This window comes from Janthinobacterium sp. 64, assembly GCF_002813325.1.
Classification (GTDB): Bacteria; Pseudomonadota; Gammaproteobacteria; order Burkholderiales; family Burkholderiaceae_D; genus Janthinobacterium.
Window position 1 is genome coordinate 2,035,643 of sequence record NZ_PHUG01000001.1, and the last position, 16,006, is coordinate 2,051,648.

The 16,006-nt window shown below is 63.0% G+C and carries 12 protein-coding genes; all 12 read right to left on the reverse strand.

Annotated elements, in window-relative coordinates:
* Positions 1-36: 36 nt before the first annotated feature.
* The gene (locus CLU91_RS09010) at positions 37-2,505 is read right to left on the reverse strand and encodes a tetratricopeptide repeat protein (protein ID WP_100873877.1); all 2,469 of its coding nucleotides are present in this window, start codon (positions 2,503-2,505) and stop codon (positions 37-39) included.
* 19 nt (positions 2,506-2,524) lie between these two features.
* Positions 2,525-3,130 (reverse strand): toll/interleukin-1 receptor domain-containing protein, encoded by a 606-nt coding sequence (locus CLU91_RS09015; protein WP_100873878.1) that lies wholly within the window; start codon positions 3,128-3,130, stop codon positions 2,525-2,527.
* 282 nt (positions 3,131-3,412) lie between these two features.
* Positions 3,413-5,467: an ATP-dependent DNA helicase gene (locus tag CLU91_RS09020; protein WP_442906427.1), complete on the reverse strand. Its 2,055-nt coding sequence runs from the start codon at positions 5,465-5,467 to the stop codon at positions 3,413-3,415.
* A 43-nt stretch (positions 5,468-5,510) separates the two neighbouring features.
* A complete protein-coding gene (locus CLU91_RS09025; protein WP_100873880.1) occupies positions 5,511-5,711 on the reverse strand; it encodes a YdcH family protein in 201 nt (66 codons plus the stop codon).
* Between the two features lie 137 nt (positions 5,712-5,848).
* Complete coding sequence (locus CLU91_RS09030) at positions 5,849-6,544, reverse strand: hypothetical protein (protein WP_100873881.1); 696 nt, start codon at positions 6,542-6,544, stop codon at positions 5,849-5,851.
* A 19-nt stretch (positions 6,545-6,563) separates the two neighbouring features.
* Complete coding sequence (zapE, locus tag CLU91_RS09035) at positions 6,564-7,661, reverse strand: cell division protein ZapE (protein ID WP_100873882.1); 1,098 nt, start codon at positions 7,659-7,661, stop codon at positions 6,564-6,566.
* Positions 7,662-7,731: 70 nt separating this feature from the next.
* Positions 7,732-9,162, reverse strand: a complete 1,431-nt coding sequence (lpdA, locus tag CLU91_RS09040) for a dihydrolipoyl dehydrogenase (RefSeq protein WP_100873883.1) — start codon at positions 9,160-9,162, stop codon at positions 7,732-7,734.
* Entirely contained in the window at positions 9,152-9,532 is a 381-nt protein-coding gene (locus CLU91_RS09045) for a PspC domain-containing protein (protein WP_100873884.1), read from the reverse strand. Before CLU91_RS09045 ends, lpdA begins: the two co-directional genes overlap by 11 nt.
* A 93-nt stretch (positions 9,533-9,625) precedes the next feature.
* Positions 9,626-10,882 (reverse strand): 2-oxoglutarate dehydrogenase complex dihydrolipoyllysine-residue succinyltransferase, encoded by a 1,257-nt coding sequence (gene odhB, locus CLU91_RS09050; RefSeq protein ID WP_100873885.1) that lies wholly within the window; start codon positions 10,880-10,882, stop codon positions 9,626-9,628.
* Between the two features lie 116 nt (positions 10,883-10,998).
* A complete protein-coding gene (locus tag CLU91_RS09055) occupies positions 10,999-13,854 on the reverse strand; it encodes a 2-oxoglutarate dehydrogenase E1 component (RefSeq protein WP_100873886.1) in 2,856 nt (951 codons plus the stop codon).
* A 254-nt stretch (positions 13,855-14,108) separates the two neighbouring features.
* The gene (locus tag CLU91_RS09060) at positions 14,109-15,083 is read right to left on the reverse strand and encodes a LysR family transcriptional regulator (RefSeq protein WP_100873887.1); all 975 of its coding nucleotides are present in this window, start codon (positions 15,081-15,083) and stop codon (positions 14,109-14,111) included.
* 216 nt (positions 15,084-15,299) lie between these two features.
* Positions 15,300-15,842, reverse strand: a complete 543-nt coding sequence (locus tag CLU91_RS09065) for an NAD(P)H-dependent oxidoreductase (protein WP_100873888.1) — start codon at positions 15,840-15,842, stop codon at positions 15,300-15,302.
* Between the last annotated feature and the right edge of the window lie 164 nt (positions 15,843-16,006).

Here is a 16,006-nt window from a genome sequence, read left to right on the forward strand (position 1 = left end):
ATTATTTATGCCGCCGCGCCGACACGGCGCAAGGCGTCAGCGCTGCTCGATGCGCGCTTCCGATAGCGCCCCTTCCAGCGCCTGCACTTCATCCTCCTGCAAGGCCAGCAAGGCATTCAGGTCGCCTTGCAATTTATACATTCTTTTCAACTGCGCCATGCCGCGCCTGCGCAGCTTGCCCGGCACGCCAGGGCGCAGCAGAACGGATTTCAAATGTTCGGCCAGTTCGCCCGCCTGCGCATACTGTTCCCGCTCTATCATGCCTTGCAACATCGAGATCATGCTGGCCAGGGTGTCCGGCTCGGCCGCGTCCTGCCCGCTGGCGCGGCCGGCCAGGATGGTTTCCTGCAAATGCCGGGCGCCGTCCAGCACGCCGTCCGCATGCCCCGTGACGGGCGCATTCAGCAACCGGTCGCTGCCGCTGAGCACCGCGTCTTCCAGCAGGCGCGCCGCCTCGCTGTCGCCCTGCTGCTGCAGGGTACCGGCCAATTGCTTCTTGCTGTGCAAGGTATCGAGATGGTCTTCGCCCAGCAGGCGCGCGTGCACTTCCAGCACCTGCTCCTGCACGCTGCGCGCCGCATCGAGCTCGCCACGCCGCAGCAGCGCCTCGGCCAGCTTGCGCTGGCTCATCAGGGTTTCAGGATGGTCGAGCCCGTGCGTGCGCTCGCGCGCCGCCACCTGGTCTTCCTGCAGCTGGCGCGCGCCGGCCCAGTCGCCCTGCCCGGCCACGATGTCGGCCAGCAAGTCGCGCGTGGCCAGCGTGACCGCATGGTCGCTGCCCAGGCGCCGCTCCTGCACCTGCAGCACGGCAGCGAGCAGGCGCCGCGCGCCTTCCAGGTCGCCTGCGCGCCCCAGCGCCTGCGCCAGGGCCAGCTTGCTGCGCAAGGTATCGCCATGCTCGGCGCCAAACAGGCGCTCGCGCGCCGCCACCACCGTACCCAGCACTTGCTGCGCCTGCGCCAGCCGCCCCATGCGCAGCAAGGTGGCGGCGCGGCGATCCATCGCTTCCAGGGTCAGCGGATGCTCGCCGCCCAGCTGGCGCGCGTAACTTGCCAGCACGGTATCCTGCAGCAGCAGCGCCGCCGCCAGTTCCCCCTGCAGCAACAGGGTTTGCGCCAGGCAGGCCCGAGCGGCCAGGGTGTCGGGATGCTCGCTGCCCAGCACGCGCTCGCGCACATCGAGCACGTCTTCTTCCAGGAAGCGGGCTTCATCGAGCTTGCCCAGCTGGCGCAGCAGGCGCGCCATGCCGCTCTTGCACGCCAGGCTGTCGGGATGCTCCTCGCCCAGCAGGCGTACGCGGATCTCGACGCTCTGGCGAAAGGCATCGAGCGCCTGCGCGCTGCGCCCCTCCTTGCGGTACAGCTCGCCCAGGCGGGCCAGGTCGCGCGCCAGCGGCAGGGCCACGGCGCGGCCCGGCTCCAGCGACAAGGCCTGGCGCGCTTCGCTGATGGCGCCCAGCAAGGCGATTTCACGGCTCGATTGCCAGGGGAAATACCCGCCCGTCAGCCAGTGCAAAAAGGCTTCGAAGGTGCGCGTGAGGGAAAAGCGGTCGCCGCCCTGGTCGATGCGCACGGCCAATTGCTCGCCATACGCAAAGGTTTTCGTCTGCTGCAGCTGGACTTCGTCGAAATAGCTGTCGAGGGCGATCTGCGACAAGCCGTAGGACGTGCGCAGCAGGCGCTCGAACATGGGCTGGAAGCCGGCGATGCCCTTGTGCGCGTCGCCGCGGCGCCACTCGGCGCGCTGCGCGCCATCGCCCATTTCTATGCGCGAGGGCAAGGGGTAGACGAGTAGCGGACGCTGTTCGTCTTCATGGCTGCGGCGGTACTCGATGGCCCGGGTGACGAGCGCATCGACGCCTTCCAGGCTTTGCCGGTTCGGCGTGAAGACCACCACCAGCTTTTTCGGCAGCAAGGTGGTGCAGATGCCGGCACTGTCCGTGCGGCCCGTGCGCGAATCGACGAGCACGTAGCGGAAATGCTGGGCCAGCGTATCGGCGAAGCAGCGGAACAGGGCTGGGCAGGTGTCGAACAGCTGATCCCAGCGCATCTGCGCCAGCCGTTCGCTGTAGCTGGCATCGAAACGCCCCGCGCGCATCAGGTACAGCGGGCTGCCCTGATCGACGCGCACCACGTATTGCTGCCAGTCGATGGCGTCGAGCACGCGCTGCGCCAGCGCCGCATCGTCGCGGCCGGCATCGTCGCGCCCCCGGGCCTGCCCGCCGCCACTTTCCAGGCTGAAGCGTTCCAGCTGCTGGCGGCAAGCCTCGAAGAATTCCAGTACGCCGGGACGCTCCTCGTGCTGCTCGAAATAATGGTGCAGGCCCGGCGCTTCCATGTCCCAGTCCAGCATCAGCACGGGCACGCTGGCGTTTTCACGGCGCGCCAGCAGGACGGCGATGTTCGACAGGGCCATGGTGCGGCCGGTACCGCCCTTGTAGGAATAGAAGGTGACGACTTCGCCAGGGGCGCTCAAAGGCGGCAGGGAGAGGCGTTGGCATTCCATGACAGGACCTTTTACGTGATTAACGCGGAAAGTGGGGAGGCGGAATGGCGCGCCATTCCGGTGGAATATCGGGCAACACGAAACGGCTGCAATCGTGGCCGGGCGGTGTCGACCGCTTGAGCAAGTGGTAATGCGTGGCGATGCGCTGCACGATGCGGTCGATGTCGGGCAGGTATTGCGGATTCGACTTCAGGTCGCCGCTGGCCAGCGTATAGCCGGAGAAATCGACGTACAGCCCCGACTCCGTGATTTGCGGCGGCAAGCCGTCCGGATGGCGCGTCATGATGATGGGGATGATCAGGTGGCTGGGCAGTTCATACCAGGCGCGCCGCTCCTGTTCGATCAGCTGCATGGCAGCAAATTCACGCCGCGTGTAGCCATGTGCTTCATATTTGGGCGTGTACAGCACGATCATGCAGACGCTCTGGCACATGGCGCGCGCCACGCGCAGGTCGATATCGTCGCCGCCGCCCAGTTGCTCGCTGTCGATGAACAGCACTTCTTCACGGTCGAGGTGCGGTTCCAGATAACAAGCCAGCGCCTCGATGAGATCATTCTTGAACTTGTTCATGAACGCATATTGGCCGTGTGCATAGCTCAAGAAACAGCCGTAGCGGATCTCCATGGCATCCCCCTGTTCCCCTTGCGGCCCTGCCAACGCCGCGCCTTGATCCCACAAGGCATGAGTTCACTGTAGACCGCTGAGCAACGGCCTGTTTGCGCTGGCGCAAAGATGTGTCTGGCGTCCTGGACATGACAGAAAAAGCCAGAAACTGGCACGATCACGCCCATTTCTGGCATGCCAGGCGCGCAAGCGGGCGGCGCGCAGAAAGCGCTACTCGCTTGATAACAAAGGGAAATATGCCGGCGCGCGGAAGGCGCCGGCAAGCAGGACTTAAGCGAGGACTTAAGCGCCCTTGGCGGGCAGGTTGCGGAAGAACTCGACCACTTCTGCGGTGTCGCGCGTGCGCTTGAACGGTGGCAGGCTTTGCCAGATGCGCTTGCCGTACGGCTTGGAAATGAGGCGTGGATCGCAGATCATCAGCACGCCGCGGTCGCCCTCGTCACGGATCAATCGGCCCGCGCCCTGCTTCAGGTTGATGATGGCTTCCGGCAGCGAATGGTGCATGAAGCCGTTCTTGCCCTGCTTTTCCATCACTTCGATGCGCGCGGCCAGCACGGGATCGTCGGGCGGCGCGAACGGCAGCTTGTCGATGATCACCAGAGAGAGCGCATCGCCGCGCACGTCGACGCCTTCCCAGAAGCTCTGGCTGCCGATCAGCACGCCATTGCCGGCGGCGCGGAACTGGTCCAGCAATTCCGTGCGGCCCTTGTCCCCCTGCACGAACAGGGGGAAGTTCAGGCCGCGCTGCTTGAATTCGTCGGCCAGGCGCTCGGCCGCGCGCTTGACGGCGCGCAAGGTGGTGCACAGGAAGAAGGTGCGCCCGCCCGCCGCCTCGATGATGGGCAAGGCGCAGTCGATGACGGCATCCGTGTAGCCCAGCGAGTTCGGTTGCGGCAGGTTTTGCGGCACGAACAGCAAGCCTTGCTGGCCATAGTCGAAGGGGCTCGGCCACGTGTGCGACGGCTCGCCCGTCAAGCCCATCTGTTCCGAAAAATGCTTGAAATCGTTTTTCACGGCCAGGGTGGCGGACGTGAAAATCCAGCTGCGCGGCGTGCCTTCGCGCTGGTTGTTGAAGATCGGGGCGATCGACAATGGTGTTTTATGCAATTGCAAGGAGCTGGAAAACGCTTCCACCCAGAATACGGCTTCTTCGCCAGCCGCGACCTTGGCCTTCGGATCGAACTTCCAGCCGCTCAGCTGCTGTGCCAGCTCGACGCCGCGCACTCGGCACTGTTCCAGCGTTTCCGCCCGTTCCGCCTGGGTTTCCAGCACGGCCACCATGCCGTCGAGCTCATCCTTGAGCGTATCGAGCGCGGGAAAGAAATCGCTCGACGGGGCGATTTGCGGCAGCGACATGCGCACGATATCCTGCGAAAAAGTCAAACGCAGGTCGCGCGCGGCCTTTTCCACCACCGTCACCGTCTTGGCCCAGTCGATGCCGCGCGCATGCGCCAGGCCCTCGGCCAGCACGTCACGGCACAGTTCCAGGATTTGCGAGGTCGACACCGTGTTGCCAAAGAACAAGGTGGCCGTATCGGGCAGCTGGTGCGCCTCATCGAAGATGATGGTGTTGGCCGACGGCAGCAATTCCGCCACGCCCGTATCCTTCAGGGCCACGTCGGCAAAGAACAGATGGTGGTTGACCACCACCACGTCGGCCTGCTGGGCTTCCTTGCGGGCCTTCATCACAAAACAATCCTGGTAGTACTGGCACTCGGCGCCCATGCAGGTGTCGCGCGTGGACGTCACCAGGTTCCAGATCATGGCGTTTTCCGGCACCTTGGCCAGTTCCGCCTTGTCGCCGGAACTGGTCATCTTGATGAAACGCGAGATTTCGCGCAAATGGCCCACGTCGTCGCGCGAGGTCATGCGGCCGTTTTGCAGTGTGCGTTCCAGGTGATAGTGGCAGACGTAATTCGAGCGGCCCTTGAGCAGGGCGACGGAAACGGGTGCCTGCAGCGCGGCGCGCACGGTGGGAATATCGCGCAAGAACAATTGGTCCTGCAAGTTCTTCGTGCCGGTAGACACGATGGTCTTGCCGCCCCACATCAGGGCCGGCACCAGGTAGGCAAAGGTTTTACCTGTGCCCGTGCCCGCCTCGGCGATCAGCGTGGTCTGGCTGTCGATGGCGCTGGCGATGGCCTTCGCCATGTCCGTTTGCGAACGGCGCGGCTTGTAGCTGCCCACGGCGGGACCGAGCGGGCCGCCCGCGCCGAACAGGCGCTCGATGTCGGCGTCGTGCTTGCCAGGGGCCGCCTGGGGTTCGCCTGGCACATCGGCTGGCAAGGCAGCAGGCTGGCCATCTGGGTTTACTGGCAATAAATTGTGATCGGTCAAAATATACTTAAGTGAAGGCTGGACTGGACGCTACTGGCGCCCCTCAGGCGGGAACGTCGGGCACCAACTGCATTTTCAGCAAGGTGATGTGATCCTTCAATTGCAATTTGCGCTTTTTCAGGCGGCGCAGTTGCAGCTCGTCATGGTGGCCATCGAGTATCAGCAACTCGATGACGGCATCAAGGTCGCGGTGTTCCACGTTGAGTTCAATCAGGCGCCGCTGTATTTGCTGTGCATCGCTCATGTGTTGCGTTCCAGGCAGTGTTGGTAACGGTGTTGGGAAACCGGCGCGCGCAGCATACGCAGGCAGCCATGGTGCATAGTTTAACCTGCCGCGCGCCTTAGGGCACGCCATTTCCGACTTGCTCCGGCGCGGCAGTGTTATTTGGCCGGCGTGCTGGCAGCGGCGGCAGCCGCCTTGGCAGCCTTGGCCTGCGCTTCGGCCTGGCGTTCGGCCAGGCGCTGCGCCACCCGCTTCTGGCGCGCCACGGCGTCAGCCTGCTTGCGCGCATAGTCTGCCTCGCGCGCTGCGCGGCGCGGCGCTTCGGCGGCGGCAGCAGCGGCCTGCTTCGCCACCTTCGCTGCATGCTCAGCTTCGCGCTCGGCAAGGCTCTTGCCTTCCGGCTTGGGCGGCGCCGGCTCGGGCGTGACCACTTTCACGGGCTTGGGCATGGCCGCGGCGCGCTGCTCGGCGTCGAGACGCGCATCTTCCTGCGTCCTGGCCAGGTCGATATCGCGCAGGCGCACGGATTCGGCCCGCTTGAAGTAATTCGCTTCCGCGTCGACGGCGCGCAGGCGCACGAGGATCAGGCGGCGCTTTTCCTTGGCCTGGTCGAGGCAGTTATTCACGAAAAACTTGTTGTAGCACTCCAGTTCGCGCGCGGCAAACTCGTTTTCGGCCGCTTCGCGCTCGCTGGCTGACTGCTTCAGCTTGGCGTCCGCTTCCTCCACCGACAAGGTCGCGGGCACCTGCGGCGCGCCAACCTCATCCAACGCCGCCACCCCTTGGTGCGCGCAGGCGGACAACGCCAGGACCAGGCCCAGCGCCGCACCCAGCTTGTATAGTGTATTTGCCATCATGTTCCTTATCCCTGCCTCAAACGATCGCGTCGGCCGCGCCGCGCTGTTCTTTTTCCATGTATTCGCGCGATTGCATCTCGATGATACGCGAAACGGTGCGGTGAAACTCGTTGGCCAGCATGCCGTTCGTGTACAGCTGCTCGGGAGCCACTTCGGCCGACATGATCAGCTTGACCTTTTGATCATAAAACACGTCAATCAGCCACGTGAAGCGGCGCGCTTCGGACGACTGCGCCGCCGACATGGACGGTATGCCGGACAATATCACCGTATGGAAGCGGCTGGCGATTTCCAGGTAATCATTTTGCGAGCGGGGGCCGCCGCACAGGGTGGCAAAATCGAACCAGATGATGCCGCCGGCGCGGCGCAGGCAATGGATTTCGCGGCTCTCGATGCGGATGCGCGCGTCTTCGTCGGCCGTCTCGGCGATGCGCGTGTAGGCGTCGCGCAAGGCCTGGTCCGTGTCCGCACCGAGCGGGGTATAGTAACTTTCTACCTGCTCCAGCGCGCGGCCGCGGTAATCGACGCCCGCGTCGACGTTCATCACGTCGAGCTTGTCCTTGAGTAGCGCGATGGTCGGCAGCATGCGGTCGCGGTGCAAGCCGTCCGGATACAGCAGGTCGGGGTCGTAATTCGAGGTCATGATGAAGGACACGCCATTGGCGAACAGGGCCGACAGCAGGTTGTACAGGATCATCGCATCGGCGATGTCGGAGACGTGGAATTCATCGAAACAGATCAGGCGGTATTTCTTGGCGATGCGCTTGGCCACTTCGTCGAGCGGATCGGCCACGCCCTTCAATTCATCGAGCTGCTGGTGCACGCCGCGCATGAATTCGTGAAAGTGCAATCGCGTCTTGCGCACCAGGGGCACGACCGAGTAAAAACTGTCCATCAGGAACGATTTGCCGCGTCCTACCCCGCCCCACATGTACACGCCTTTCGGCACGGCGGGACGGTTGATCAGGCGCTTGAAGGTGCTCGAACGCTGGCCCTTGTAGGCCACCCACTCGTCATAGCACAGCTGCAGGCGGTCGACCGCACGCCGCTGGGCGGCATCGGCCTTGAAATCACGCTTCTGCAACGCGTGCTGGTAAAACTCTTCTACGTTCATGGGATTCGCTTTAACGCACAAGGGCGCCGGCGGAAAAAATCCGCGAGCGCCCCTGCAGGACTAACTACAATTAAAAGTTCAACGTACGCTTGTCAACCGCCAGTGCCGCTTCCTTGGTCGCTTCCGACAGCGATGGGTGGGCGTGGCAGATGCGCGCGATGTCTTCGGCCGAGGCCTTGAATTCCATCGCCACGACGGCTTCGGAAATCAGTTCGGAGGCCATCGGGCCGACGATGTGCACGCCGAGGATTTCATCGGTGGTCGCATCGGCCAGGAATTTCACCATGCCCGAAGTGTCGCCCAGCGCGCGCGCACGGCCATTGGCCATGAACGGGAAGGTGCCGGCCTTGTAGGCGATGCCTTCGGCCTTCAGGGTTTGCTCGGTCTTGCCGACCCACGCGATTTCCGGCGAGGTGTAGATCACCCACGGAATCGTGTTGAAGTTGGTGTGGCCATGCTGGCCGGCGATACGCTCGGCCACGGCAACGCCTTCTTCTTCGGCCTTGTGCGCCAGCATCGGGCCGCGCACGACGTCGCCCACTGCCCACACGTTCGGCAGGTTGGTCTTGCAGTCGCCGTCAACGGCGATGAAGCCGCGTTCGTCCAGCTGCAGGCCGACTTTATCGGCGCCCAGGCCATTCGTGTTCGGCGTACGGCCGATCGAGATGATCAGCTTGTCGAACACGGCTTTTTGCGCTTCGCCCTTGGCGTCCACGAATTCCACGGTGACGTCTTTCTTGCCTGGCGTGATGGCGCCGATCTTGCAACCGAGGTTGATCTTCAAGCCTTGCTTGATGAACAGCTTCGACGCTTCCTTGGCGATCTGCTCGTCGACGGCGCCCAGGAAGACCGGCAGGCCTTCGAGCACGGTGACGTCAGCACCCAGGCGGCGCCATACGCTGCCCATTTCCAGGCCGATCACGCCGGCGCCGATGACGCCCAGCTTGGCTGGTACGGCGTCGATGGCCAGTGCGCCCGTGTTCGACAGGATCAGTTTCTCGTCGAATGGTGCGCCCGGCAGTTCGCGCGCGTTCGAACCCGTGGCGATGACCACGTGCTTGGCCGTCAAGGTTTCGTTGGCTGCGCCCGTCACGCTGATCTCATACGCGCCAGCGGCGGCGGCGGCGAAAGCGGCGCGGCCGTGGAAGAAGGCGATCTTGTTCTTCTTGAACAGGTACAGGATGCCGTCGTTGTTTTGCTTGACGACGGTGTCTTTGCGCTTGAGCATCTGGCCCAGGTTCAGCTTCAGGCCGGCGACGTCGATGCCGTGCTCGGCGAAGCTGTGGCCCGCGTGTTCGAAATGCTCGGACGATTGCAGCAGCGCTTTCGACGGGATGCAGCCGACGTTGGTGCAGGTACCGCCAGGCGCGGCGCCGCCCTTGGCGTTCGACCACTCGTCGACGCACGCGACGGAAAAGCCCAGCTGCGCTGCGCGGATGGCGGCGATGTAGCCGCCAGGGCCCGCACCGATGACCACTACGTCAAATTGTTTAGTACTCATGTTTTGTTATTCCAATCTCTTCGTCTGGTACGAAAATCCACAATAGAAGGTAAATCACCACGCCGAAGCCGAAGGTCAATGTAAACAGGACGAAGACGAGGCGCCAGATCCACGCTTCCATGCCGGAAGCGCGGCCCAGGCCGCCGCAGACGCCACCGAGCCAGCGGTCGTTGCGCGAACGGCGCAGGCGGTTGAATTCCTGCACCAGGTCGTTCGATGCGTTCGACGGGCCGGAGTCGGAGGGACTCTCAGATTTGTCCAGGTTGATATTGCTCAGGAGCTTGGCTTTCGCTTGCGCGAATTCCGCGTCGCTCAGGGCGCCCGCCAGGTGCAACTCGTGCAGACGCTTGATTTCTTCAGAGATGTTCATAGAATCCTCTTTCATTGAGATCAGCCAGCTGCGTCTTCTGGCAAGGGGTATCAGCTACATTGCCCCGGCGGCGACGCCGGGGGACTACGGTGCTTACAGGTCCAGCAGCAGGCGTGCAGGATCTTCCAGCGCTTCTTTCATCGCCACCAGGCCCAGGACGGCTTCGCGGCCGTCGATGATGCGGTGGTCGTAGGACATGGCCAGGTAGTTCATCGGACGTACCACGATCTGGCCGTTTTCGACAACAGCGCGGTCCTTGGTCGCATGCACGCCCAGGATGGCCGATTGTGGCGGGTTGATGATCGGGGTCGACAGCATGGAGCCGAAGGTGCCGCCGTTCGAGATCGAGAACGTGCCGCCCGTCAGGTCGTCCAGGGTCAGCTTGCCTTCCTTGGCTTTCGCGCCGAATTCACCGATTTTTTTCTCGATGTCGGCGATCGACAGCTGGTCCGCGTTGCGGATGATAGGCACGACCAGGCCGCGCGGCGAACCGACAGCGATGCCGATGTCGAAGTAGCCGTGGTACAGGATGTCGTTGCCGTCAACGGAGGCATTGATGATCGGGTACTTTTTCAGCGCGGCGACGGCGGCCTTGACGAAGAAGGACATGAAGCCCAGCTTGACGCCGTGCTCTTTCTCGAACTTGTCCTTGTACTTGTTGCGCAGATCGATGACCGGCTGCATGTTCACTTCATTGAACGTGGTCAGGATGGCGTTCGTCGATTGCGATTGCAGCAGGCGCTCGGCGATACGTGCGCGCAGGCGGCTCATCGGCACGCGCTCTTCAGGGCGGTCGCCCAGGCTGGCTGCCGATGGCGTGGCAACTTGCTGCAACGCTGGCTTGGCGGCGGCTGGCGCCAGAGGCGCGACAGCTGGCTTGGCGGAAGCGGCCAGGGCGTCGCCCTTGGTCACGCGGCCGTCTTTGCCCGAACCGGCGACGTCGCCAGCGGACAGGCCTTTTTCGGACAGGATCTTGGCAGCGGCAGGCATGGCGACATCGCCTTTGGTCGCAGCGGCAGGCGCCGACGCGTTAGCGGTGTCTTGCGCGGCGGCAGCCAGGGCTGGTGCAGGCACGGCCGACACTTCCATCGGGCTGACCTTGGCCGAGCCGTCGGTGTCGATGATGGCGATGACTTCGCCGGCAACGACGGTGGCGCCGTCAGCCTTGATGATTTGCACGATCACGCCAGCGGCAGGCGCCGGCAGTTCCAGCACGACTTTGTCGGTTTCGATATCGATCATGTTTTCGTCGCGCGCAACTGCTTCGCCGACTTTCTTGTGCCATGCCAGCAGGGTCGCTTCTGCAACCGATTCCGACAACTGGGGAACTTTGACTTCGATTTGTGCCATGTAAAACTCCGTTTATTTTGTTATTGCGGCGCCGCCCCTGCGTAGCAAGGGCGGCGCTCCGTCATGATGTATGCAAGCAGGCGCCATGCATGTGCATGGCGCCCTTATCCTGCCGCTTACTTGGTCAGGATAAAACCCTTCAGCTTCGAGAATGCCGTTTCCAGCAGATCTTTTTGCTGGGCGTAGTGCTTGTCATAGTAACCGACAGCAGGCGACGCCGAAGCAGGACGGCCGGCGTAAGCCAGACGCTGACCCGATTCCAGGCCTTCGAAGATGTTGTGCTGGATCTGGAACCAGGCGCCCTGGTTTTGCGGCTCGTCCTGCGCCCAGACGACTTCGACCAGGTTCGGGAACTTCTTCAGTTCAGCAGCGAACGACTTGTGCGGGAACGGATACAGCTGTTCCAGGCGCACGATGGCCGTGTCGGTCTGGCCACGGGTCTTGCGTGCGTTGACCAGGTCGTAATAGACCTTGCCCGAGCAGGCGACGACGCGCTTGACTTTCTTGGCATCGATTTTGTCGTCGACTTCGCCGATGACGGTCTGGAAACCACCCTTGGACAGGTCGGTCAGCGGCGAACCGGCATCCTTGTTGCGCAACAACGACTTCGGCGTCAGGATGACCAGCGGCTTGCGGAACTGGCGCACCATCTGGCGGCGCAGCAAATGGAAGATCTGCGCAGCCGTCGTCGGTTGCACCACTTGCATGTTGTTGTCTGCGCACAGTTGCAGGAAACGCTCTGGACGCGCGGACGAGTGCTCAGGGCCCTGGCCTTCGTAACCGTGCGGCAGCATCATGACCAGGCCAGAAGCGCGGCCCCATTTCACTTCGCCGGAGCTGATGAATTGGTCGATCACCACTTGCGCGCCGTTGGCGAAGTCACCAAACTGGGCTTCCCAGATCGTCAGCGTGTTCGGTTCAGCGGTCGAGTAGCCGTATTCGAAGGCCAGTACGGCTTCTTCGGACAGCACCGAGTCGATGACGGTGAACGGCGCCTGGTTGTCCGACACGTTTTGCAGCGGAATGTAGGTACCGGCATCCCAACGCTCGCGGTTTTGATCGTGCAGCACGGCGTGGCGGTGCACGAAGGTGCCGCGGCCGGCATCCTGGCCCGTCAGGCGGATGGCGTAGCCGGACGATACCAGCGAAGCGTAGGCCAGGTGTTCGCCCATGCCCCAGTCCAGGTTCATTTCGCCACGGCCCATGGTGCCACGGTCGCCCAGTACTTTTTCAACCAGCGAATGGACCTTGAAGTCTTCCGGCACGGTGGTGATGCGGGTGGCCAGGCGTTTCAGTTCCGTCATCGGCACGGCGGTGTCGGCCGAATCGGTCCATTTCTTGTTCAGGAACGGCAGCCAGTCGACGGCGTACTTGTTCTTGAAGTTCGAGATGACCGGATCGACGGTGTGCTTGCCGGCGTCCATGGCGTCGCGGAAAGCGGCCACCATCTTGTCGCCGCCATCGGCAGGGATCACGCCTTGCGCTACCAGCTTGTCCGCGTACAGCTTGCGGGTGCCTGGATGCTGGCCGATCTTCTTGTACATCAGCGGCTGCGTCAGTGCCGGCGTATCTTGCTCGTTGTGGCCAAGTTTACGGTAGCAGATGATGTCGAGGACGATGTCCTTCTTGAATTCCATGCGGTAGTCGAGCGCGATCTGCGTCGCCAGCACCACGGCTTCCGGATCATCGGCGTTGATGTGCAGGACCGGTGCTTCGATCATCTTGACGACGTCCGAGCAGTACAGGGTCGAGCGGGCATCGCGCGGATCCGAGGTGGTGAAACCGATCTGGTTGTTGATCACGATATGCACCGTGCCGCCCGTATGGTAGCCACGGGTTTGCGCCAGATTCAGCGTTTCCATGACCACGCCCTGGCCGGCGAAAGCGGCATCGCCGTGCACCAGGATAGGCAGCACTTGCGCGCCCTGCGCGTCGCCGCGGCGATCCATGCGGGCCTTGACGGAACCTTCGACCACAGGGTTGACGATTTCCAGGTGCGACGGGTTGAACGCCAGCGACAGGTGGACCGGGCCGCCCGCGGTGGAGATGTCCGACGAGAAGCCTTGATGGTACTTCACGTCGCCGGCAGGCAGGTCGTCGCCATGCTTGCCTTCGAATTCTTCGAACAGTTCCTGTGGCGCCTTGCCCAGCGTGTTGACCAGCACGTTCAGGCGGCCGCGGTGGGCCATGCCGATGACGATTTCCTGCACGCCTTTTTCGCCGGCGCGCTGGATGGTTTCATCCATCGAGGCGATGAAGGTTTCGCCGCCTTCCAGGGAGAAGCGCTTCTGGCCCACGTAACGGGTGTGCAGATAGCGTTCCAGGCCTTCAGCCGCGGTCAGGCGGTCGAGGATGTGGATTTTTTTCTCTGGGGTGAAATTCGGGGTGGAGCGGATCGATTCCAGTTTCTCTTGCAGCCAGCGCTTTTCGGCCGGGTCGGAGATGTACATGAATTCGGCGCCGATCGAACGCGTGTAGGTGTCGCGCAGATAGTTGAGCAGATCGCGCAGGGTGGCGGTCTCGGGGCCAAAATAGGTATTGCTGATGTTAAACACGGTGTCCATGTCCGCGTCGGTGAAACCGTAGAAGCTCGGCTCCAGTTCCGGGATCATCGGGCGTTCCTGGCGTTGCAGCGGATCCAGATTGGCCCAGTGCGAACCGAGGTAGCGGTAAGCGGCGATCAGTTGCGTTGCAGCAACACGCTTGCGGCCCATTTCAGCATCGAAGGAAGCGGTCACTGTGCGGATCGGACCTGCTTTTGCGCGCTCGGCGAACGAGGCGACGACGGAGGCATGCGCCACGTCAGGCTTGTTGCTGCCATCGACGGCAGGCACGTGCTGCATGGCGTCGAAATAGGCGCGCCAGTTGTCCGGCACCGAACCTGGGTTATTGAGATACGCTTCGTACAGATCTTCCACGTACGGAGCATTCCCACCGAACAGGTAGGAGTTGGACGTAAATTGTTGCATCATATTGCTCACCTTTCTTCGCGTTTCGCGAGGAATTAGCGGGTTAATCTAACCTTCCGCGACACGGCCTGACCGGTTAGCGGATTGCACATCAAGTTGTGGGGAAGGGCTTTTTTATTGCGCCAGCATTCTGCATACCGTCATTTAGAATAGCACGCGGTATTGTAACGCAACAACGACTAGTTGAATTTATTTGGCAAGCAAATGTAAGCCGGGTGGCTGATTTTCCCGGGCTTGCCAGCCTGTTACTGTTGCGCTTACGGCACTTTCACACCCGCGCCGGCGTGCCGCTTGCGCCCGACTGGTCTGCCAGGTGACGGCGGCGCCGCGATGGCCGCCAGCCAAGCAGGATCGCCGGCAAACCAGTCCACCAGGAAGTCGAGCATGGTGCGCAGCAGCGGCGACATGTGCTGGCGCGAGGTATAGACGCCATAGATGCCCATGTCCTGCGGCTGGTACGCGGGCAGCAACTCCACCAGCTGCCCGCTGGCGATCAGCGGCGCGGCCGAAAAGCGCGGCTGCATGGCGATGCCCGCCCCCGCCACCGTCGCCACCAGCAGCACCAGCGATTCATTCGCCGACAGGCGGCCGCTGACGGGAACAGTGAGTGCTTCCCCGTCGTGCGTGAACTGCCACAGGCTCTTGCCGAAATACGTATAGGTCAGGCAGTTGTGCAGGGCCAGGTCTTGCGCCCGGCGCGGCGTACCGTGCGCCGCCAGATACGATGGTGCAGCGCACACCACCGAGACGCAACTGGCCAGCTGGCGCGCGATCAGGTTCGGCTCCAGCGCGTTCGTGATGCGGATCGCCAGGTCGATGCGCTGCTCCACCAGGTTGACGGCGCGGTTCTCCATCTGCAGGTCAACGGCGGCGCGCGGGTAGCGCCGCAGGTAAGCGGTCACTGCGCCAGCGAGCGCCGTCTGCGCCAGCGACTGCGAGCAGGTGATGCGCAGCAAGCCGTGCGGCGTATCGGCGCCTTCCGGCGCGGCGACGGCCATGGCGCCGGCCACTTCCAGCATCTGCCGGCAGCGCGCCAGGGTGGCGTCACCCGCATCCGTCAGGCTCAGCCGGCGCGTGGTGCGATGCAACAGGCGCGCCCCCGCCCACTCTTCCATCTCGGCCAGGTAGCGCGTCACCATGGCACGCGACATATCGAGCGCCTCGCTGGCAGCCACCATGCTGCCGCGCTCGGCGATGGCGACGAATACTTGTGCGGCGGTGATGCGGTCCATGCGCTACTCCCTTGATTCATCCGATTCATGCAACTAAATATGCAATCTACCCTATTTGCCGCGCCGGGTCGAAAGGATCCATGCAACGACAAATAATATGTTTGCATGCGCTACCCGGCCCTCCCGCACCCGGGCAACCGTTCCGATGCGGCGCAGTTAGCGCACACCATCGCCACGACCGGCCAGCGGCATTGAACTGCAGCTGGCCGCACTGCCCTACAGCGCGGCCAGAAAGCGCTCATACGCTTGCGCGCTGCGCGCCAGTCGCTCCGCATAGCCTGCTTCCTTCGGCCCGTCTTCCGTGCCATAGAAGGCAAAGAAGCGGCGGTTGTCGGCGCCGATGTACGCCAGCGTCACATCGAACGGCGCCAGCAACTGCGCCAGGGTGACTTTCCACTTGCCTGCCGGCGTGAAATCGTCCTCGCGGATGCCGGCCGTGACGGCCAGCGCCACTTTTCTCCCTTTGAAGGCATCGCCGCCCGTGCCATAGGCCCAGCCATACGCCAGCACGTCATCGAGCCACTGCTTCATCAAGGGCGGGCAGTTGAACCAGTACATGGGAAATTGCAGGACCACATTGGCGTGCGCCTCCACCAGCGCCTGTTCGCGCGCCACGTCGATGACGCCCTCAGGGTAAGCCTGATGCACGTCGTGGATGGTGTAGCGGTCAGGATACTGCGCCAGCTCCTGCAGCCAGCGCTTGTTGGCCACCGACGTGGCGATCGAGGGATGGAAGACGATAACGAGGGTTTTCAACATGCTGCTTTCCTGAAAATGGATGGATGCACCGGCCCCGCGCCCACAAAAAAGCAGGCAAGCCGGTACCCTGCCCCGTGGCGCGCAGCATGTGGCGGCGCGCCTGCAGAGGCAAAAGCAGCATAGTGATTGTGAGTAGTTTTTACAAGTACGCACATTGACTGCCC